The sequence below is a fragment of the Parvibaculum lavamentivorans DS-1 genome (assembly GCF_000017565.1).
Lineage (GTDB): Bacteria > Pseudomonadota > Alphaproteobacteria > Parvibaculales > Parvibaculaceae > Parvibaculum > Parvibaculum lavamentivorans.
Genome location: NC_009719.1, coordinates 507,897 through 528,247 on the forward strand (window position 1 = coordinate 507,897; position 20,351 = coordinate 528,247).

22 protein-coding genes are annotated in these 20,351 nt (G+C 63.8%); 12 read left to right on the top strand and 10 right to left on the bottom strand.

Annotated features, from left to right (window positions below; translation table 11 throughout):
- Positions 1-200: 200 nt before the first annotated feature.
- Complete coding sequence (locus PLAV_RS02375) at positions 201-2,054, bottom strand: DUF1302 domain-containing protein (RefSeq protein ID WP_011995381.1); 1,854 nt, start codon at positions 2,052-2,054, stop codon at positions 201-203.
- A 685-nt stretch (positions 2,055-2,739) separates the two neighbouring features.
- On the opposite strand from PLAV_RS02375, the gene PLAV_RS02380 reads away from it, so the two are divergent.
- The 5 genes from PLAV_RS02380 to PLAV_RS02400 are packed head-to-tail and all read left to right on the top strand — an operon-like array spanning position 2,740 to position 7,184.
- Positions 2,740-3,813: a GlxA family transcriptional regulator gene (locus PLAV_RS02380; RefSeq protein ID WP_011995382.1), complete on the top strand. Its 1,074-nt coding sequence runs from the start codon at positions 2,740-2,742 to the stop codon at positions 3,811-3,813.
- Positions 3,788-4,468: a DJ-1/PfpI family protein gene (locus PLAV_RS02385; RefSeq protein ID WP_011995383.1), complete on the top strand. Its 681-nt coding sequence runs from the start codon at positions 3,788-3,790 to the stop codon at positions 4,466-4,468. The genes PLAV_RS02380 and PLAV_RS02385 overlap by 26 nt, the downstream gene beginning before the upstream one ends.
- 11 nt (positions 4,469-4,479) lie before the next feature.
- Entirely contained in the window at positions 4,480-5,112 is a 633-nt protein-coding gene (locus PLAV_RS02390) for a DJ-1/PfpI family protein (RefSeq protein WP_011995384.1), read from the top strand.
- A gap of 37 nt (positions 5,113-5,149) precedes the next feature.
- Positions 5,150-6,169, top strand: a complete 1,020-nt coding sequence (locus PLAV_RS02395; protein WP_011995385.1) for a hypothetical protein — start codon at positions 5,150-5,152, stop codon at positions 6,167-6,169.
- A 46-nt stretch (positions 6,170-6,215) separates the two neighbouring features.
- Positions 6,216-7,184 carry an alpha/beta hydrolase gene (locus PLAV_RS02400; RefSeq protein ID WP_011995386.1) on the top strand — a complete coding sequence of 323 codons (969 nt, stop codon included), beginning with the start codon at positions 6,216-6,218 and terminating at the stop codon, positions 7,182-7,184.
- Here the strand turns inward: PLAV_RS02400 and PLAV_RS02405 are convergent.
- Positions 7,181-7,393: a hypothetical protein gene (locus tag PLAV_RS02405; RefSeq protein WP_011995387.1), complete on the bottom strand. Its 213-nt coding sequence runs from the start codon at positions 7,391-7,393 to the stop codon at positions 7,181-7,183. The two genes, PLAV_RS02400 and PLAV_RS02405, sit on opposite strands and share 4 nt — an antisense overlap.
- Before the next feature lie 138 nt (positions 7,394-7,531).
- Between PLAV_RS02405 and PLAV_RS02410 the strand changes: the two genes are divergently transcribed.
- From PLAV_RS02410 to PLAV_RS02430, 5 genes are read left to right on the top strand one after another with little or no spacing between them, the layout of a single operon-like run.
- Positions 7,532-8,410 carry a crotonase/enoyl-CoA hydratase family protein gene (locus PLAV_RS02410; RefSeq protein WP_011995388.1) on the top strand — a complete coding sequence of 293 codons (879 nt, stop codon included), beginning with the start codon at positions 7,532-7,534 and terminating at the stop codon, positions 8,408-8,410.
- Positions 8,410-9,015 carry a TetR family transcriptional regulator gene (locus tag PLAV_RS02415; RefSeq protein ID WP_011995389.1) on the top strand — a complete coding sequence of 202 codons (606 nt, stop codon included), beginning with the start codon at positions 8,410-8,412 and terminating at the stop codon, positions 9,013-9,015. The genes PLAV_RS02410 and PLAV_RS02415 overlap by 1 nt, the downstream gene beginning before the upstream one ends.
- Positions 9,016-9,066: 51 nt before the next feature.
- On the top strand, positions 9,067-9,960 hold the full coding sequence (locus PLAV_RS02420; protein ID WP_011995390.1) for a thioesterase family protein: 894 nt from the start codon (positions 9,067-9,069) through the stop codon (positions 9,958-9,960).
- A gap of 42 nt (positions 9,961-10,002) precedes the next feature.
- Positions 10,003-10,923 carry a thioesterase family protein gene (locus tag PLAV_RS02425; protein ID WP_011995391.1) on the top strand — a complete coding sequence of 307 codons (921 nt, stop codon included), beginning with the start codon at positions 10,003-10,005 and terminating at the stop codon, positions 10,921-10,923.
- A gap of 21 nt (positions 10,924-10,944) precedes the next feature.
- Complete coding sequence (locus PLAV_RS02430; protein WP_011995392.1) at positions 10,945-12,108, top strand: acyl-CoA dehydrogenase family protein; 1,164 nt, start codon at positions 10,945-10,947, stop codon at positions 12,106-12,108.
- Here the strand turns inward: PLAV_RS02430 and PLAV_RS02435 are convergent.
- The 4 genes from PLAV_RS02435 to PLAV_RS18660 form a co-directional block, all read right to left on the bottom strand.
- The gene (locus tag PLAV_RS02435) at positions 12,105-13,031 is read right to left on the bottom strand and encodes an alpha/beta fold hydrolase (protein WP_011995393.1); all 927 of its coding nucleotides are present in this window, start codon (positions 13,029-13,031) and stop codon (positions 12,105-12,107) included. The two genes, PLAV_RS02430 and PLAV_RS02435, sit on opposite strands and share 4 nt — an antisense overlap.
- Positions 13,032-13,036: 5 nt before the next feature.
- Positions 13,037-14,203: an alpha/beta hydrolase gene (locus PLAV_RS02440; protein WP_011995394.1), complete on the bottom strand. Its 1,167-nt coding sequence runs from the start codon at positions 14,201-14,203 to the stop codon at positions 13,037-13,039.
- A 4-nt stretch (positions 14,204-14,207) separates the two neighbouring features.
- A complete protein-coding gene (locus tag PLAV_RS02445; protein ID WP_011995395.1) occupies positions 14,208-15,020 on the bottom strand; it encodes an enoyl-CoA hydratase/isomerase family protein in 813 nt (270 codons plus the stop codon).
- Positions 15,021-15,114: 94 nt separating this feature from the next.
- Entirely contained in the window at positions 15,115-15,561 is a 447-nt protein-coding gene (locus PLAV_RS18660) for a styrene oxide isomerase (protein WP_143710155.1), read from the bottom strand.
- Between the two features lie 128 nt (positions 15,562-15,689).
- Here PLAV_RS18660 and PLAV_RS02455 point away from each other — a divergent pair, with 128 nt between their 5' ends.
- The gene (locus PLAV_RS02455) at positions 15,690-16,478 is read left to right on the top strand and encodes an SDR family NAD(P)-dependent oxidoreductase (RefSeq protein WP_011995397.1); all 789 of its coding nucleotides are present in this window, start codon (positions 15,690-15,692) and stop codon (positions 16,476-16,478) included.
- A 199-nt stretch (positions 16,479-16,677) separates the two neighbouring features.
- Here PLAV_RS02455 and PLAV_RS02460 read toward each other — a convergent pair whose 3' ends face one another.
- From PLAV_RS02460 to PLAV_RS02475, 4 genes are all read right to left on the bottom strand, one after another.
- A complete protein-coding gene (locus PLAV_RS02460) occupies positions 16,678-16,959 on the bottom strand; it encodes an encapsulin-associated ferritin-like protein (RefSeq protein ID WP_011995398.1) in 282 nt (93 codons plus the stop codon).
- A gap of 113 nt (positions 16,960-17,072) precedes the next feature.
- On the bottom strand, positions 17,073-18,179 hold the full coding sequence (locus PLAV_RS02465) for a glutathione S-transferase family protein (RefSeq protein ID WP_011995399.1): 1,107 nt from the start codon (positions 18,177-18,179) through the stop codon (positions 17,073-17,075).
- Between the two features lie 66 nt (positions 18,180-18,245).
- Positions 18,246-19,094 carry a hypothetical protein gene (locus PLAV_RS19475; RefSeq protein ID WP_041535811.1) on the bottom strand — a complete coding sequence of 283 codons (849 nt, stop codon included), beginning with the start codon at positions 19,092-19,094 and terminating at the stop codon, positions 18,246-18,248.
- A 66-nt stretch (positions 19,095-19,160) separates the two neighbouring features.
- A complete protein-coding gene (locus tag PLAV_RS02475) occupies positions 19,161-19,541 on the bottom strand; it encodes a hypothetical protein (RefSeq protein WP_011995401.1) in 381 nt (126 codons plus the stop codon).
- 240 nt (positions 19,542-19,781) lie between these two features.
- On the opposite strand from PLAV_RS02475, the gene PLAV_RS02480 reads away from it, so the two are divergent.
- On the top strand, positions 19,782-20,090 hold the full coding sequence (locus PLAV_RS02480; RefSeq protein WP_143710156.1) for a hypothetical protein: 309 nt from the start codon (positions 19,782-19,784) through the stop codon (positions 20,088-20,090).
- Positions 20,091-20,351: the final 261 nt, after the last annotated feature.

Consider the following 20,351-nt stretch of genomic DNA (forward strand, 5'->3'; position numbering starts at 1 on the left):
TGTCTAAGTGCAAAATGAATAGATACAACCAGCCTAAGGGAATTCGCCGGCAGCTTTCCGGCCACCCTGTTTCAGGCCATCGACTCGCTGACTTCCGCGCAGGCATCTATGCAAGACATGCGATCGGAGGACGCCCCGCCCGAAATAAAAAACGCCCCGTTCTCTCGAACGGGGCGTTTCTGTTTTCGCCGGCAGAGACATCAGAAAGCGTAGGAGAGGCTCGCCGAGATGAAGTCTCTGTCCTGCATGTAGTTCTGGAACTCGTTGCCGAAGGAGTTCGTGTAGCTCACATTGGCGCGCCACGTGCTTTGCAGGTCCGCGGTAACGCCAAGCGTGACTGTCTTGCGGCGGTCGATGAAGCCCGGCCCGATCGTGCCGGCCGAATTGCCCTTTACATCGTGCTGCCACTGAATGGTCGGCGACACGCTCCATGGTGTATTGAACACGTTGTTGTAGGTCAGCAAGCCGATCAGGCGATAGCCGGTCGAAAACGTATCGGCATGGATGAGCTGCTGATTGGGGTTCTGATACAGCGGAATTTGTACCGCCATATTCGGATGGGTGATTTCCGAACCGCGTCCCCCGCTAGTGACGGAGAGGCGGTCATCGCTGATGCTCGGCAGATACTGGAAGCCAACATTGGAAATCAGGGTTGTGCTGGCCGCGTCGAAGAAGCGCGTGATCGCATTTGACGGATTGAGCACCGTGATCGACGACATCTGGCCGTTGATTACGTCTTCACGGAAATAGCCTTTGGGAAAGGCGCCTGGCGTCATGTCATAGGGAAGCACGGCAGCGCCCGCTGCCCCGCCCGTTGCGTTGTCGATCCAGCGGGCGCCAAGCGTCTCGCCGGAGGAAATGGCGAGCGGCATGTTCCAGGAATAAAGCGCCTCGCCTGCAACGGAGGTGCCGGCAATCGTGGTAGCGAAGCTCGTGCCGACATACTTGATGTCTTCCGGATAGGCGTCCCGGTATAGCTGCTGCGGCAGGCCGCAGGAAGGCGCGGGTGCGCAGAGACTTCCGTCAACCGCGGCGGGTGCGCCATTGCTGTATTCGAGGTAAGGCAGCTTCGAATGATAGTTCACGAAATAGGCGGCGAGTTCCGTGCCGTCATTGAGCCAGTCGGCCCAGTAGCCGAGCTTCGCGCCGAACTGCCCCTGGTCGTCGGGCAGGTCGCCATTTCCCCTGTAGATCGTCCCCGGATTTTCCGGCGAACCGAGCGGAGGCTGTTCGGGCGCGGCTGTATTCACATATCCGCCGCCCGGTCCGAAAATATCGTTTGAGGCGAAGAAAGTGCCGACGGCGTCGAGCTCCGTTTGACGCCAGTTGAAGGCGTAAAAGGCCTCGAAGCTGAGATCGTAGGGCAGGGCAAGGTTCACATAGACGCTCTCTTCGGGCAGCAGCGCCTCGCGCAGCTCCGCGCCGGGCGTGCGAATGGCGGCAACGTCGATGGCGTTGAACTGGTTGATGCCGCCCTGAATGGCGAGGCTCTCGCCCCAGTTGATGACCTGCTTGCCCGCGCGCAGCGACGTCGGAATGGTACCGAGATCGAAATTGGTGAACACGAAGGCATCCAGAAGGTCGAGTCCTCTGGCGCTGTTGCGCGCGTCGTTGCCGCGCAGATTGTCCGTGAGCGGCCGCTGTCCGAAACGGGTGCTGTTCTGCCCGGCCTCTTCGTAGATGGCGTGGTCGTAATAGGCCCGCGCGCGCACAAAGGCGCCCCAGTTTTTCCAGCGAAGCTCGAAATCGGAAACAACCTTCACCGGCGCGGATACGATGTCCCACTGGTCGAAGTTGATGTTCCCATCATCCGTGTTGATGTTCGCTGAATTGTTGTTGCCGTCGCGGCACCCGCCATTGACGGCCGCCACATAGAGGCAATCCTGCCCCGAGGCGCGAAGCGTCGCACCGACCGAGGCAATCGAGTCGATCGAAAGCGTCGTATCGCCGAATTTGTATTCGGTGGCAAAAGCCGGGGCCGCTGCCAGTGCCGTGCCGAGCGTCGCCAGACCGGCGAGCGCGGCCAGCCGGTGGCCTTCTCTTCTTTTTTTCATTGTCTCCCTCCTCACTCACGTTCCGCCCCCCATCTGGACAGCCCGCTTTAGTGCAAAGCCTCTCGCATCCGCGCCATGGCGCCGCGGCTCTCGTGCTTGCCGGAAGGGAAGGATGAAAAGCGGGATGAAGTGCTTGCGCAGCGCATGGCCCGGTAGCGGGCTCCCCCAATTGCCTCATCAAAGCCGGGGCAATAAGGAGCCATCGGCGCGCATTTCGCTCGGAAACACTCAAACGCACGGACTTACTGCACCGGCTTGCGAGGTTCCTCCCCTCGACCCTCCCGGCCGCTTCTGCCAAAGCGAACCGCCTGTTGAGGCGCATCTCCACCGGAGCGGAAATGGGCAGGGACACAAGCTGATTTGTACTTTCCGCACGCATGAAAAGAAAGGCAAGTATATTTACTATTATATACTTTAATTACCAACTTATGGCGCATTACGGCGAAAAAATGAGCGCCTAGGTGAATGGAAGAGGAAGTATATTTCCGAACAGTATTGTAAGTATATTCCAGATGTGTCGAGCAATATGCACAAATTCTCTTTTTACCTTGCGTCAAATCATGCGGAGACTGACGAATCGCTCCGCTGGCCGAGGTTTGATCTGGCCCGCGTCCCCAGTGTCATTGGCAGAAAATGTCTGCTCTTTGTCATTCCCGCCAAGCCGCCTTCCGCCTAGCCTTCTCGCATGTCAGCGAAGCAGAAAAAAACGCCACCCCCCGCCGCCCCGCGCTGCGTGATGATGGTGATCTATGACGGCGCTCAGGTGCTGGACGTGGCAGGCCCCGTGCAGCTCCTCTCGGCGGCGACATTTCCGGATGGCCGCGCCGCCTATGAAATCGAGCTGGTGGCGGAAAAGCCCGGCCCTGTCGCCACGACCAGCGGCCTCCTGCTCATGGCGGCGCGCGGCTTCGCGGATATCCCGCCCGCCGCCCTCCGCAAGATCGACACGTTGATGGTGACCGGCGGTCTCGGCTCGCGCGTGGAAATGGAGAACCGGCATCTTCTCGCCTTCGTTCGCGCCGCCGCCGCGCCCGCGCGCCGTGTCGTGTCGATATGCACCGGCGCGGTCATCCTCGCTGCCGCTGGCTTGCTCGACGGACGCCGCGCCACCACCCACTGGGCATATGCGCCCACCATGCGCCGGCGCTTTCCGAAGGTTGCGGTCGAAGAAGATGCAATCTATGTGCGCGACGGAAAATTCTGGACAAGCGCCGGCGTCACGGCAGGCATGGATCTCGCGCTGGCGCTGGTGGAGGAAGATCTCGGCCGCGAAATGGCGCTCGCCCTTGCGCGCCATCATGTAATGTATCTGATGCGCCCCGGCGGCCAGTCGCAATTCTCCGCCCAGCTCGCCGCCCAGCATGTCGAAGATGAGAGACTTGCCCGCGTCTGCGCCTTTGTCATCGAAAATCCCCGCGCCGATCTCACCGTGCCTGCGCTCGCGGCGCGCGCCGTCATGAGCGAGCGCAGCTTCGCGCGCCACTTCGTCGCCGAGACGGGCTTCACGCCCGCGCAATTCGTGGAGCGCGCGCGTCTCGACGAAGCCTGTCGCCGCCTTGCCAATGGCGATCACTCCCTCGACGCCGTCTCCGCCGATGCGGGCTTCGGCGCCGCCGAGCGCATGCGCCGCGCCTTCATTCGCCATCTCGGCGTCACACCCGGCCGTTACCGCGAACGCTTCCGCACCGCGCGGCGCGATGCTCCCCGTACCTTCTCACCGCTGGAAACAGGCAATGCGCATCTCCATTCTTCTCTTTGACGGCTTCACCATGCTCGATGCCGTCGGCGGTTATGCCGTCCTCGGCTGGCTTCCCACCGCCGAAGTCGAATTCGTCGCCGAGCGCAAAACCATCATCGCCGACGATCTCCGCTCCGGCGGCATGGCCGCCTGGCGGGACTATTCTGAAGTCGAGGCAACGGACATCCTCTATGTTCCTGGCGGCCCCGGCGTCGAGCCGCAACTCGCCAACGAGGCGACGCTTGCCTTCATCCGCCGCCTGCACGAGGCCTCCACCTGGACCTTCGGCGTCTGCAATGGTGTCGAGCTTCTCGCCGCCGCCGGCATCCTTGCGGGCAAGACCGTCACCACCAACATCAATGCGCGCGCCGATGTTGCCGCGCTGGGCGCCACCGTCGTCAATTCGCGCTATCACCGCGACGGCAAGATCGTCACCACGGCGGGCGTTTCGGCCGGCATCGACGGCGCGCTCTTCCTCGCTCGTCTCATCGCGGGCGAAGACACCGCGAAGACCATCCAGCTCGGCATCGAATATTACCCCGCGCCACCCTTCAGCTATGCCTCGCCTGATGAAGTGCCGGAGCCCATCCGGGAAGTCATCCGCATCGCAGAGGAATCGCTTTTGCTCGACCGCATGAATGCTGCGCAACCCCGCTTCCTGCAACCGTCGCTTTGAGGAGAATGGGAATGTCCCCCATAAACGCGAAGAGCCGCACCATCGGCATCCTGATTTTCGACGGTGTCGAGGAGCTCGATTTCGTCGGCCCCTATGAAGTCTTCACCATGTCGAACGAAGTCTACGGCCATGAAGGCCGCGAGCATCCCGACAAGGTGATCCTGATTTCGGAAACGGGCGGGCCCGTCACGGGCGCGAAGGGTATGCGCGTCGAGGCTCATGCGGGCATCGCCGATATGGAAAAACTCGACCTCCTGCTTGTCCCTGGCGGCATCGGCACGCGCCGTGAAGCGGGCAACAAGAGCCTGCTCGGCTGGATTGCGAAAGTTGCCCCTGCCTGCGAATGGGTCACAAGCGTCTGCACCGGCGCGCTCCTTCTCTGCGTTGCCGGTCCCGCGAAGGGAAAGCGCGTCACCACCCATTGGGGTTTCATCGAAACGCTCCGCGCGCGCGGCGAGGCATCCGAGGTCATCGAAAACATCCGCTATGTGCGCGATGGCAATGTCGTCACCGCGGCGGGCGTCTCCGCCGGCATCGACATGGCGCTCTGGGTCGTCGGCCAGATGCATGGAGCAGATCACGCCCGCAAGACGCAGCGCGCAATGGAATACGATCCCGCCCCGCCTTACGCCGCCGCCGTTTGATGGCTACACTCCCCCGAAAGAAAATCGGGGGAGTGACATGGCGGCAAGCGAAACCGAATTGAATGCCTGGCGCGCCAGCGCCGAGCTTCACCAGAAGTTCCTGACCGGGCTCATCCTCCGCGCCGTCGCCTTCAAGGGTGCGGAAGCGGCGACCGAGCTGAACTTCCGCACCTTCCGCGCCCAGCATCTGGAAAAATTCCGTGCGGGCTACAAGAGTCTCGGCCTCGACAAGCTGCCGCCCGCCGTCGCCTGCGCGCAATATATCTATCTCGCAAATCATGTCGGCGGCGTGAAATGCGAGTTCATTCCCGAAAGCGACAGGAAGGCCTGGGTGCGCTACCTGCCGCCCCGCTGGATATGGGACGGCGCCGCCATCTGCGCCGTGCCGAACGATGTCAGCATCGCCTTCATGCGCGGCTTCCACTCGCAGGTCGGCGTCAGCCTCGGCAATCCGAATCTCGGCTTCGTCTGCACCGCCATCACCACCCGCGTCGATCCTTGCCTCGAAGGCTATTTCATCGAGGAGGATCGCTCCCTCGATGAAGACGAACGCCTCCGCTTCCGCTTCGATGAGCGGGGTCCCGATGTCGATACCGCAAAACTCCCCCATGTCGCATGGTCGGAAGAGCGCATGGTGAAGGCGAAGCGCAACTACGCCGTGCAATATATTCGCTCGATCCTCCCCGCCGCCGTCTCGCTCTTCGGCGAGGACGAAGCGCGCAAGCTCGGCTGGGAAACCGGCCACCTCATCGGCATGCAATGCTACGACACGACAGCCGCCTTCACCGACGTGAAGGGGAACGATGCGCAGGCTTTCGCCCGCTACCTCGCCACGCTCCTCGATGCGGGCGGCGACGCGGCGGAAGTCGATGGTGCCACGCTCCGCACCCGCTCATGGCGCATGATGGCCGGCAAGGAGGGCGTCACCTCCGCCTGTTTCGACGCCTGGAACGCGCTCTGGGAAGGTGCGCTCGCCGTCCACAACCGCCGCCTCCGCCTGGAAGTCACGAGCCGCATGGACAAGGGTGCGGATCATTGGGGCTGGCGGATCGTCTAGACATCCGGTCTAATTTCTCCAAAGAAACTTGAACACCGGGGATATCATGTCAGGCAGCAATCCGTTCGATCCGAAGCTCTTCACCGCCGAAGCCATTTCGCCGGAAACCAAAGGCATCAATGATTTCATCGTCGGTGCCATGAAGGAGCTGCCTGAATGGTGGGAAGTCGGCGTGGCCACTTTCCGCGAGCAGCGCGCGAAAGGCGAGGGCGCTTTCCCCCTTGCGCCGAAATCGCCGCAAGCCCGCGAGATCGTGATCGACGGTAAGGCGGGCAACAAGATAACCCTCCGCGTCATCGCCCCGGAAACGTCGCCAAAAGGCGTCTACCTCCATATTCATGGCGGCGGCTGGGTGCTCGGCGGCGCCGACCAGCAAGATCCGATGCTGGAGCGCATAGCGAAGAACACCGGCCTCGCCTGTGTCAGCGTCGAATACCGTCTCGCTCCCGAACATCCCTATCCGGCCGGCCCGGATGATTGCGAGGCCGCCGCCATCTGGCTCGCCAAGAACGCGAAGACGGAGTTCGGCACAGACCTGCTCACCATCGGCGGCGAAAGCGCCGGCGCGCATCTTTCCGCCGTCACGCTTATCCGCATGCGCGACAAGCACGGCTTCACCGGCTTTGCGGGCGCGAACCTCGTCTTCGGCGCCTTCGACATGTCCATGACGCCGTCCCAGCGCGCCTTCGGCAATGAGCGCCTGATCCTCCGCACCCTCGACATCGAGAAATTCGGCGACGCCTTCCTGCCGCCGGAGATCGACCGGCGCGATCCGGATGTCTCGCCGCTCTATGCCCGGCTCCACGACATGCCGCCTGCCCTTTTCAGCATCGGCACGCGGGATGCGCTGCTCGACGACTCGCTTTTCATGCATGCGCGCTGGACTGCCGCGGGCAACAAGGCCGAGCTTGCGGTCTTCCCTGGCGGCGCCCACGGCTTCATCGCCTTCCCCGGCGAACTCGCCGCCGCCGCCAACAAGCGCGCCGATGATTTCCTGAAAAGCGTTGCCGGCTAGGCCTTCCCGCGGCCCTTCCTCGTATAGGGCAGCACGAACATGTAGAGCCCGGTAAGGAGCATCAGGAAAAGCGGGGGCAGGGGAGAGTAAACCACCCACATGGGGGGCTCCCCCACCAGCCCCATGGCCGTGAAGTTGGCGACAACAGCCAGCGTGAAGATGATCGACAGCCAGCGATGCGCCTGCCTGATCCACATGCTCCAATTCATTGTTCTTCCTCTCGCGAATCTCTCTTGTTTTTCATTTTGGGGCGCGCACCCCGCGCTTATCTTGTCTTTCTTTCGCGAATTGAACAATGTTCAATTTATTGATATAAGTTCAAGAAATATCGAAATCGCGAGGAAATCATGCCCTTCGAACACATCCTCTATGAGCGCCAGGGCCGCATCGCCACCATCACGCTGAACCGCCCGGACAGGCTGAATGCCATCGCCTCGGGCATGCCGCGCGAGATCGCGCAGGCCGTCGACATGGCAGCCGAAGATGACGGCGTCCATGTCATCGTCCTCACAGGCGCCGGCCGCGCCTTCTGCGCCGGCTATGATCTGAAGGATTTCGCCGAGGCGCCGCGCGGCAATCGGGGCACCGGCACGCCGGAAGGCGACCCCCGCCCCTGGGACCCCATGGTCGACTTCAACATGATGCATGCCAACACGCGCGACTTCATGTCCCTCTGGCGCTGCCACAAGCCAACCATTGCCAAGGTCCGCGGCTTCGCCGTCGCCGGCGGCTCCGACATCGCGCTCTGTTGCGACATGGTGGTGATGGCGGACGACGCGAAGATCGGCTACCCGCCCGCCCGCGTCTGGGGCTGCCCGACAACCGCCATGTGGGTCTACCGCCTCGGGCCGGAGCGCGCCAAGCGCATGCTCTTCACCGGCGATCTCGTGAGCGGAAAGGAAGCGGCAGACATGGGCCTCGTCCTCGAAGCCGTACCCGACGATGCGCTCGATGCCCGCGTCGATGAACTCGCAAACCGCATGGCCGGCATCCCCCGCAACCAGCTCATGATGCAGAAGCTCCTCGTCAATCAGGCCTATGAAAACATGGGGCTCAACACGACGCAGATGTTCGCGACCCTTTTCGACGGCATCACCCGCCACTCGCCCGAAGGCGTCTGGTTCAAGGAGCGCGCGGAACGCGTCGGCTTCCAGCAGGCGGTGAAGGAGCGCGACGGCGGTGCCCCCATCGCCGAAGGCATCTCCCGCTCAACCTACAAATTCTGATGACGGCCGCAGCCGCCGAAAAACGCCGCTCTGCGCTGCGCGACCACAAGCGCAAGGCCATCCTCGCCGCTGCCCGCCGCGTCTGCGATGCAGGCGGTCCCGAAGCCTTGACCATCCGCGCCGTCGCGGCGCAAGCGGGTTATGCCGCAGGCGCCGTCTATTCCTATTTCGGCGGCATCGACGAACTCGCCATCGCCCTCACGGCGGAGGAACTCGGCCACCTCGCGCGCCGTATGCGCGAAGCCGCCGAGCGCGCTTCCGGTCCCGCCGAGGCCCTCGCCGCCGCCGCGCGCGAGGCGCTGAAGGCGACCGCCGGCAACGCGCCCCATGTCCGCCTCGCCGGCCGCCTCATGTCGGCGGAAAATTTGCCCGTTGATCTCGACCGCGCGGTCACGGGCCGCGTCATCTCCGTCCTCGAAACGCTGGGCGGCCCGCTCCGCGCCGCCACCGGCCTTGAAGGCGAGGCCGCCCACCGCGAAATCCTTTCCCTCGCCGCGCTTCTCATTGGCCTGCGCGTGCTCGATGCCTCGGGCCGCCTCGGCGCGCTCGGCTTCACCGCCGAAAGTCTCCTCGCGCACCGCCTCGCCGCCTTGCCCGAGGCATGACAAGCGGGTGCCCGGCCCCTATGCTGCGGCACCCGCCATTGAAGTCATCCGATGCCCGCCATGATCGACACCTATCGCGGCTATGTCTCGCTGCAGGAATGCGACGAGATGGGCCACATGAACATCCAGCACTACATCGCCAAGGGCTCGGACAGCTCGTTCAATCTCCGTGTCGCCCTCGGCCTCGCCGCGCTCGATCAGCCCGCCTCCGGCCTCGGCTATGTCGCGCTGGAACATCACATCCGCTTCCACCGCGAGTTGCGCGCGAGCGACCTCGTGGTCATCCGCGCGGGCATCGTCGAAATCCGCGACAAGACCTTCCGCATCTATCAGGAAATGCGCGAAGCGCTCGACGATCGTCTCGCCGCCACCTTTGTCGTCGACACAGGCTGCCTCGATCTCGAAACCCGCCGCCTCACTCAATGGCCGGAAGAGGCGCGCCGCCGCGCCGGGTCGCTCATGGTCTCGCTGCCGCCGGAAGCCCTGCCGCGCTCGCTGCCGAAGGAAGCCGTGGAGCGCGACGTCTCGCTCGTCCGCGCCGACGAGCTTGGCATGGTCGAGACCAACCGCTCCGTCGTGAACACCTGGGAATGCGATACCAACGGCCACATGAACGCGCGCTTCTTCATGGCCCGCTTTTCGGATGCGCAAGGCCATATGTGGGCCCATGCCGGCCTCGGCCGCCACGAACAGGCGGCGCGCGGCCTCGCCACGGCAACGGTCGAAATGCGCCTCGCTTATTTCCGCGAGCTGCGCGCGGGCGAAACCCTCTTTGTACGGACGGGCATTCTCGCCACCGAAGGCAAGACCATCCGCTACCGTCACTGGCTATTCAGCGGCGACACGGGCGAAGTCGCCTGCGTCGCCGAAGGCGCCGGTCTCCTCTTCGACAAGGCGAGCCGCAAGGCCGTTCCGCTGCCGTCATCCATGAACGCGCGGGCCTGAACCTCATCCGCAAAATCGTCATCGGCAAAAGGAAGAAGAAAAATGAGTGAGATGATCGAAGTCGCGCGCTCCAGCGTCCAGACCTGGGAATGCGACCAGATGGGCCACATGAATGTGCAGTTCTATGTCGAGAAGGCGGGCTCCGGCCTCGCCGCGCTCGCGCTTGCCCTCGGTCTCGGACCCCGCAATGCGCGCAACGAAGGTGCGCGGCTGCAGGTGAGCGATCATCACGTCCGCTTCCTGCGCGAGCAGCGTCCCGGCGCGCCCTTCTTCCTCCGCGCGGGCGTGCTCGAGGTGCGCGACTTCGGCCTCCGCGTCTACGAGGAAATGGTGAACACCGTTTCCGGCGAACCCGCCGCCACTTTCATCGCCGAAGTGCAATGGGTGGATGATGAAAGCCGCGAGTTGAAGCCGCTCCCCGCCAAGGCCAAGGCGGCGGCGAAGGCACTCATCGTCGCGCTTCCCGCGCATGGCGCGCCCCGCGGCCTCGAAATCTACGAGCCGCGCCCCGCGCCGAAGCTGAAGGAAGCAGATGCCATGGGCATGGTCCGTACTTGGCAGGGCGAGGTCGATGCCGCGCGCTGCGATACGCAGGGCTTCCTCTCCGTGCGCCATTTCATGGGTATCGTCTCGGACGGCATCCCGAACCTCCTCGCCCAGACCAGCGGCTCCGACCGCTCCAAAACACCGACAATCGGCGGCGCCGCGCTCGAATACCGTTTCGTCTATCGCCGCTACCCGCGTGTCGGCGATCTGCTGACGCTCCGCAGCGGCTTGAAGCAGGTCGGCCCGAAAACCTACACCTGGTGCCACTGGCTCTTCGATCTCGAATCCGGCCAATCCGTCGCCACCGCCGAAGCCGTCGCCATCGCGCTCGACCTCACGACGCGTAAATCCATTCCCATCCCGGATGAAATGCGTGCCAATCTCGAAGCGCTGGTGATCGAAGGTCTCGGCGTCTGACAAAAAGAAGGGGAGGGGGGCATGACGGGTTTTCTGCGCAGCGAACTGACGGCGGAGGAATGTGCGTTCCTCGACAGCGCCGCCGCCTTCTCCCGCGCCACTGTCGCGCCCAATGCCGCCGCGTGGGAGCGTGAGCGCCGCCAGCCGGTCGAGGCTCTGCGCGAGGCCGCCGCCCTCGGCCTTCTCCGCCTCGAAACACCGAAGGACGCAAGCGGCCTCGGCCACCGCTATATGGTCAAGCTCGCGCTTTGCGAGGAAATGTCCCGCGCCGACATGGCTTTCGCTTTCTCGCTGGTGAACACGCAGAACGTCGCCGCCCGTCTCGCATTCTCGGCCACTGCCCGCCACCGCGAGGAGCACGTCCCCGCCCTCATGTCCGGCGAAATCTTCGGTGCCACCGCCCTGAGCGAGCCCGGCGCCGGCAGCGACTTCTCCGCCATCCGCACAAGCGCAACGAAAACGGATGGCGGCTGGCGCCTCGATGGCGAAAAGGGCTGGATCACAAACGCCGGCATCGCCGATCTCTTCATTACCTATGTGCAGACGGACCCCGCCGCCGGCTGGCGCGGCATCGCCTGCTTCCTGGTCGATGCGCGCCGTCCCGGCTTCCGCCGCGCCGAGCCTTATGCGCTCATGGGCGGCCACGCCATCGGCGCGGGCGGCTTCACGCTCGAAAATTATCTGGCGCCGGAAGATGACATGCTCGCGGGGCCCGGCGATGCCTTCAAGCTTGCCATGAAAGGCGTCAACGGCGCCCGCGTCTATGTCGCCGCCATGTGCGCCGGTCTCCTCGCCTCCAGCCTCGAAACCGCGCTCGCCTATGGTGCCGCGCGCAAGACCTTCGGCAAATCGCTGCTCGAACATCAGGGGCTCAATTGGTCGCTCGGCGATGTCGCGAACGACCTCGAAGCCCTGCGCGGCCTCACGCTCCATGCCGGCCGCCTCATCGACAGCGGCGAGGATGCAGTCATGGCCGCCGCCCATGCGAAAAAATTCGCCGGCCGCGTCACGCTCCCCCGCATCGCCGATTGCATCCAGTCGATGGGCGCCACCGGTCTCCGCGAGGAACACGGCCTCGCCCGCCACCTCGCCTGCGCCAAAATCGCCGCCTATACCGACGGCAGCACCGAAATCATGAACGACCGCATCGGCGCGGGCCTGCTGAAGACCTATGGGCCGGACTAACGCCCCTCCGCCTCCATCCGCGCCTTGAAGCCGCGTATCTCCTGCACCACGAGATCGGGAAATTCCATCGGCAGGAAATGCGTCGAGCCCGGCACCTGCGCCACATGCGCTTTCGGGTCGCGCCGCTTCATCAGCATGGGAAAGGGCGTGCGGCAGGTCGAGCCCTGTTCCGCGTAAAGCAGCGCGAAAGGCACATGCAGGTCGCGCACCGCCCTCGTCATGTTGTGCCCATGCGCGCGGAAATTCGCCGCCTCCCATGTGGGCGCACAGAGAAGCTCCGCCTGCCCGTCGTCGCGGATGCGCGTGCCGCCTTCCACATAGTCTTCGATGAATTCGCGCGGCCAGGTGCGAAAGGCGCCGCGCCCGAGATAGCGTTCCACCATCGTCTGCCGGTCGGCGAAAACCGCGCGCCGCTTCTCCGCGCCATCGGCAAGCGACATCGGTCCGCCCTTCCGCCCGGTCAGCTTGTAAAGCGCCATGATGAGGCGGAAGCTCGCCGGCGTCATCACCGGGTCGATCAGCACCAACCCGCGCACAAGGTCCGGCCGCGCCGAAGCCGCCATGACGCTCGCCGCCCCGCCCATCGAATGCCCGGCCAGGATGATCTTCTGCCCCGTCGCCTTGACGAAATCTTCCGCCATGGCGATCAGGTCATCGCGATAGACATACCAGTTGCGGTGCCGCGCCGGGTCGGCCGTCAGCGTCGTCGCGCCGTGCCCCCGCGCGTCCCAGGCACGAATGTGGAAATCATCCGCAAGCCGCGAAAGAATGCGTGAATAGGTCTGCCCGTTGAAGCCGTTGGCATGGGCGAAGTGGAGCGGCGTTTTGCCTTCGTCGCTCGTGCCCCATTCGAGATAAGAAATCTCCCCATCCGGCAGCGGCAATCTGCGCCGCGCCGGCGGCTTACTCACAGCAACATTCATGAAACTCAATCCAGCAGTTTTTTCTTTTTCAGCCACCCGGCCACGATACTCATGGCCTCGGCCATTTTGTCGGGTTGCCCTATATAATAGTGTGTCGCGCCTTTGACGAGGTGAAGTTCCTTGTCGTCGTGCCGGACGCCCGCGAAAATCCGCGCCGCATGGGAAGGCGTGCAGCCGTCATCCGCGCCGTTTTCGATCACCAGCACCGGCACGGATATGTCGCCCGCGCATTTCGGCCCGTCCGCCCGGCTTTCCCGGTAGGACCATTGCGAGAGCCACGAGCGCAGCGAACAGTAGCGCGCCAGCCCCGCCGGCATCATGTTGACGATCTTCGGCTCCCCCATGAAGCACCAGTTCGGCCCCTTGCGCTCATTCGGGTCGATGGAAAGATCGAGCCATCTCGGGTCCGCCATCGTCCCGTGGACGACGAAGGAGAGCTCCTCATTCTCCCGCCCCTCGCGTTTCATCTGTTCGAGCTTGCCATGCACCCAGGCGTCGATCCGCCCGGACCGTGCAATCTGCGCCGCGCGATAGCGTTGCACATAGGCGTCCGTATAGGGCGGCTGATTCGGATTGTCCGGGTTGTAGAGATCGAGCTCCGGCTCTCGGTCCGATGGGTCGAGCTCATTGCGGATCGACGGGTCGAGCCATTCGGTCAGCGTGATCGCCCGGCTCACATGCGCCGCAAGCTGCAGCACAGCATCGGCCGGAATAAGCCCCGCGCCCGCAATGTCCACAGGGTCGCCCGCCGGCGTCTTGGTGATCGTCGGCTTCTCGGCCTGGCTTTGATAGAACATCGAAAGCGACCCGCCGCCGGACCATCCCGCCAGCACCACTTTCTCGTAGCCGAGTTTCTCCTTCGCATATCGAATGTAATGCCCGAGATCGAGCAGCACCTTCTCCATGATGAGCGCGCTGTCATTATGCGGATAGCGGCTGCCGCAGGTGAGGCAGGGGATGCCCGCCGCCGCCAGCCCGTTCGGCATCGGCAGCAGGTTCATCGTCCCCGTCGGATGCATGAAGATCAGCACCGTCTTTGAAGTCGAACCTTTCGGCTTCAGGTGCTGTCCTTCGACGACGATGCTGTCCATCGCGCCTGCATAGGTTTCCTTGAAAGCCGAGCTCTCCCGCCAGTGCAGGTGAAAGGGAATGCGCTCGACTTCGTAAGCCATGGCGTCACTCCGCGGCTGCGCTCGCGGCCTTTCTGAAGTCGGGCTTGCGCTTGTTGAGGAAGGCGTCCACCGCTTCCTTGTGCTCCGCCGATGTGTAGCAGATCTTCAGCGCCTCGATTTCGCGCTTCTGCGCCGCCTTCATGTCCGTCTCGCACGCATTCTGCGAGATGAGCTGCTTGGTCATGCGAAGCTGGCGCGACGGGTTCTCCGCGATCCGGCCGGCAATCTCCAGCGCCTTGTCGAGAAGCTCCGCCTGCGGAACGGCATATTCGCACAGGCCCTTTTCCTTCGCTTCCGCCGCCGGGTAGAGTCGCGCCGAAAGCATCATCTCGTTCGCATGGCCCCAGCCCATTCGGCTGACGAGGAAATGCGACGAAGCAAGCTCCGGCACGATCCCCATCTTCACGAACACCATGCCGAATTTCGCTTCCTCCGCCGCCACGATCACATCGAAAGGCAGGATCATGGTGACGCCGATGCCCACCGCCGGCCCGTTCACTGCAGCGATCATCGGCTTTGACGAGCGGACAAGTTCGATCCAGTCCACCTCGCGCGGCATGCCGCCGGTCTCGTTGTTGCGGTCCTTGCCGTCGATGCGCGACTGGAACGTATCGCTGATGTCGGCGCCCGCGCAAAAGCCGCGCCCCGCGCCCGTCATCACGATGGCGCCGATATCCGGGTCGTCATTCGCCTGCTGGATCGCATGCGTCTGCTCCTCCGCCATCCGCGCCGTCCAGGCATTCAGCCTGTCGGGGCGGTTGAGCGTCAGGATGAGAATATTGCCGCGCTTCTCCGTCGTGATCTGCGTGTAGTCCATGGGTCTCCTCCCGGTGTTTCTTGTTGGGAGAAAGTCTAGGCAGCCCTCCGCACGCTCACAAGGGAGCCTCCTTCGCGCCAGCTTTACGCTGCGTCTAGCTGCGGTTTCTGAATGCTACATAGGCCACCGCGATCATCGCCAGCATGACGCCGATGATTGCGATCATGAACAGCGTGAATGTGACCGTGTTCCAGTCGAGCCCGGTAAAGCCAAGGCCGCGTCCGCCCGTCATCGCCGAGACGATGGAAGCGATGATATTGCCCCAGCCCGTGACGATCAGTCCCCAGACGATAATGCGCTGAACCCGCGCCGTCATCGCCGCCTGGGTCATCGCGGCTGCTACCGCGATCATCAGCATCCCGTTCAGCGCCCCTTCCATATGCGCCATCTTCCACGCACGCACATCCCCCGGCCAGGCGGTGATGCCGCCCGGCTCGAGCGACGCCACCAGCACCGATGCGAAAGGAAATCCCGCCAGCATCCCGAGCAGAAAAACCAGCGCCCCGTGCCCGACCAGCAGCATCTGCATGTTCTTGTTCATTGCCGTCCCCCGTTTCGCGCCCCCCGGCGCGCCGGAGCGTTGGCCCCGGAGCGCCAGCATAGCTCCCTTTTGCTGGCGAAGGCGAGCCCTCGCCGTTACTCTCTCCGCAAACGGAACAGGAGAGAAAGATGAAACTCGAACTCGAAGGCAAGCATGTCTTCATCGCCGGCGCGAGCCGCGGCATCGGCCTCGGCATGGCGCGTGCCTTCGTGGCGGAAGGCGCGAAAGTCGCGTTGACGGCGCGCGGCGCCGGTCCGCTCGACGAGGCGAAACAGGCCCTCGTCGCCGAAGGCGCGAAAGCGGAAAACCTCCTCACCATCGCGGGCGACATGACGGCCAGCACCGACATCGCCGCCGCGCTCGATGCGGCGGAGGCGAAGCTCGGCCCCGTCCACTGCGCCATCGCCAATGTCGGCCTCTCCCGCGCGCCGCTCGGCTTCGATGTGTCGGACGAGGATTGGGATGCCGACATGAAGCAGAACCTTTTCGGCTCGGTCTGGCTCGCCCGCGAAGCGATCCGCCGCATCCTGAAGCGCCCCGCGCCGGAGCGTGAGGGCGCAAATGTGATCCTGATTTCCTCGGTCGCCGGCGTCGATGCCATGGGCACCTCGCTCACCTATGCGGCGTCGAAGGCAGGCATCAACCACTTCACGCGCCAGCTCGCGAAGTTCACCGGCAAGGAAGCGATCCGCGTCAATGCCATCGCGCCGGGCAACATCCTCTTTGAAGACGGCGTCTGGGACAAGAACACGAAGGAGCGCCCGGAAGCCTGGGAACGCTGGATCAAGCGCGAAGTGGCGCTGCGCCGCTTCGGCACCGTCGAGGAAATAGCCGACGCCGCCCTCTTCCTCGCAAGCCCCCGCGCAAGCTTCATCACCGGCGAAGTCATGGTGGTGGACGGCGGCCAGGTGCGGTAAGGCGGCTCGGTAATCCGGTTAAGTTCAACCAAAACAAAAATGTCATCCCGGGATTTATTCCCGGGATCCATTGGCTTCGCCGCTTGGAGGTGAAGTGGATTGGGTCCCGGCAACGAGTGCCGGGATGACATGTTATTTATGAGTGCGGCCTTTGTCCCGAAGGCGCCACGGCAATGACGGCTGAAAGAACGCGAAGTCCTCAATCCTTCCCGATCGACCCGTCCTTGAACAGCCGCTCGCGCATTTCCTTGTCGAAGCGCGGATTGTTGCGGCGCAGCCATTCCAGCACCATCACCGCATGTTCGATTTCCTCGTCGCGATTATGCTCGAGAATTTTCGTAAGCTCCGGATCGGTGCAGGCTTCCGCGCGCTGGTTGTACCAGTCGACGGCTTCCAGTTCCTCCATCAGCGAAACAATGGCGCGATGCAGGTTCAGCGCCTCCGCCGAAAGGTTTTGTTCGTGCAGGCCTTCGCTGGACATGGGGACTCCTGTGGGCTTTGGAAATTCGGGCGGCTCTTCCCTCGTCGCCCTCTCATCATCCGGTGTTCCGGTGGTCTGTCTTCCGAAAAGACGCGAGAAAAAACCGCTGCGGCTCATTCAAGTACCAATTGGAATTGACGCCTTGTCAGGCGCGGGAAGGCGGGGAAATCGGCAAGCCGTTCCCCGCCCGTCTTGTGTAGCATAGAAAGGGCCGCTTCGCGTTGTTCTCCGCGCAACGATTGGAAAAAATCGAGCCCGCGCTGCAGCATCCACAGTTCGAACGGGAAGATCACGCGCATGCCGGTCGTGCCTTCCAGCGTGAATTCGTGCCGCCCGATGCCGCGGGGCAGGGGTTCCTTCCCGGCAATGAGTTCGGGATGCGCCTCCACATGCGCCTTGAGCGCCGCCGCCGTCGAAAGAAGCACCGGCAGGAATTCCCGCATCATCCGTGTAAGGACAGGCATCAGCGTCTCCGGCACCTCGTCGCCGCCCAGGAATTCGCCGCCCTTCGGCCTCGGCGGCTTCATCATCCGCAGCACCCATTTGACGACATTGGGCGCGAGTTTCTTCATGATTTCGCCGGATGCCGGGTCGCGATATTGATGCGCATAGAGCGGCCCGAAGAGTCCGAAATCGCCCACAGAGGGCCGGCTGCCGAACAGGAAATCATGGCTCGCGAAATGCGCGTCGAGTTCGCCGAGCAGTCTCTCATATGACTTTTCGATTGCCGGTCCCGTCTCCGGCGTCACGCCAAGCGCCGGCAGTGCGCCCGCGAAAGGTTTCGCCGTTTCCTCGCCGGTCGCGCGCTGTCCCGCCTCGTCGAGGTCCGGCCGCGACAGCCTGCCGAATTCGGCGATGGCGAAGTCGCGGTTCTTCGTCCAGCGGTAATGCATCGCCGGCAGCTTCAGCCATTCATCGGCATAGGTTTCGATCAGCAGCGCCGCCAGCTTCTGCTTCGGCCCCTCGGGATAGACGGACGCCTCTGGAAACCGCGCCTCGAAATTATCGATGATCTCGGACGAATCCTGCCACGTCTCGTCCTCCGGCGTCACGACCACGGGGATCACCGGCCAGCCCACGCGCGGCAGGATCACGGTCTTGTAGACCTCCCGCGTCGGCAGCACCTCGGAAAAGGGAATGCGCTTGTAGCGCAGATAGGCGCGCACCTTGCCCGTGAAATAGCTCGGCTCCGCGCCGTAAAGATCGTATCCCCTGCCCATCTTCTTCCGTTCCTTTTGCCGCCGGATCCGGGGCTCTTCTAACTATTGACATGTTTTGTGTCAATTTCATCGCCCCAGAACATGCTCCGCCTCGGCGCCCGTGAGCACGTCGAGATAAAGTGCCTGCCGGCACTGGTCGAGACAGGCGATGATGCGGTGCGGCCGCTCTCCCGCCAGATAGAAAAAGAGGTTGTAGCGCGTGCCTGCCACATTGCTCACCGCGTCGAGCTGCCACACGGCATCTGCTTGCGGTGCGGTCTCGCTCGCGCTCGTCGCCGTCCGCAGCAGGCCGAGTGCGCGCTTCAGCCTTTCGCCCGTCGCCTCGCCGCCTTCAAGCGCATCGAAGCGAATATCGTATCGCGCGTCGAAGGCGCCGATATTCGGCGGCGGCACCGCGCCGGGCGGCATCGCCAGAATGGAAACAGGGTCCGCCGATCCATGCGCCACCCAGGCCTCGCCAAGCACCGGCACCAGTGCCTGTCCCTGCGGCGCGCAGACGCGCACGAGCCAGCGGTTGAAAGGCGGCGGCACCGGCACGGTCTTTCCCGCCGGCGCGCGGTTGCAGAGAAAATCCTGAGGATCCTCCGCCTCGCTCGCGGTGGCGGCGGCGGGAGAGGGAGCGGGAGAGGGTGAGGGCGTAGCCACCGGCACATCCGGCATCGCCTCTTTCATGTTCGGCAAGGTCGCGCTTCCCGGCACCGGATCGCCGGGCTCCCACACAGGCACCGATTGCGCCATCTGCATGTCCGGCACCGGGTCGTCCATGCCCGCCGCGTAAACGCCCGCCGCCATGCCGAGCGCCAGCGTCCCCGTTAGCGCCCCTGCCACTGCTATTGCAACGGGCGCGGAAAACCGCAGCACCCGCGAAACCGTCGAGAGAAGCGGGAGAAGAAGGTCCGGTCGGAGGGGCATCATCGGCTGCTTGTCTGGTTGGCAACGTGCCATCCTAGCACGCGTCACCCGCCGCGCCGCCAGCCCGCACTAGTAGCAGCCGTCGGCGTAGCACTGCGTCTTCAGCGGATCGGTCCCGCGCGGCCGGTCCTCGCGCGGCAGTGTCTCTTCGGCCGTCTTCTGGTTGAAGGCGTTCCAGGGCTGCGCTGTCTCTTCCGTCTGGCCGAGCGTCACTGTCGTATCGCCGATGGTGATGGTCTTCTGCTTCGTTTCATCCATCGGCCGCCCGCCATAACTGCCGCCGTCGAGCCGCTGATAATTTTCCTCCGCGCCCGCTCCGGGGCTGAAGGGTTCGTCGAGACATGTATTGAGAAGCCCGCCCGCCTCGCAGGCGGCAAGCGCAGGGCCCGCTCCGGCAAAAGCGTGAAAGCAGGCTGCGGAAACCGCCAATAATGTCGCCATCCGTGCCATGAAATTGTCTCCCCGGATCTCCGTCCGGTCCCTCTCTGCGGGCGCCGGGACTCGAATTTCCGGCAGGATACCGCCCCTTTTTTCCGGGCGGAAAGGTTGACGCACACAGTCATCGACAAATCTGAACATAACCCTCGTTGAGCAGCCTCTGCGCTCCGCCATAGGCTCTCCGTTATGGAACTGGAGACCGCAAAAGACGTTGTAAATGCGATCGGTGCCGCCGGGCGGCAGGAAAGCGGAGTGAGTATGATGACCACCATTCAGAGCTCAGGGTTCAACCGCCTCGAAAGGGATTTCATCCCCCAGGCACCGGGCCGTGCGCCCGCCGGCGCCTTTGGCCGCCGCGTCTTTGGCCGCGCCGCTGCCGCCCCTGCGGAGTCTCTGGAAGTGGATCGTATCCTCGCGCGCTGCCGCGACCGCCGCGCCGAAACGCTGGCGCCGCTTCCCCGCCGGTCGTCGTATCGCGGCAATTCCGAAGCCCTCGCCTATGTCGCCACCGGCGTCAGCCTTCTCGCATTATCGGCTATTTCGGTGCTCCCGATCTTCTGATCGCACCGCCCGAGTGTACCGGCGGCGGGTTCACCCCCCCCCAGAACCCGCCCTCAGTCAGGCCCGCATCCCCCAAAGGATGCGGGCCTTTTCTTCATCAGCCCTTACTGTCGCTGCACCAAAAATAAATGTCATCCCGGCGAAAGCCGGGACCCATTGGTTCCCTCAGCAGAAATCATGGGCACCGCGTCCGAACCAGCTCAATGCCCCAAGAATCTCCGCCACAAGCATCGACGTGGATTGGGTCCCGGCTTTCGCCGG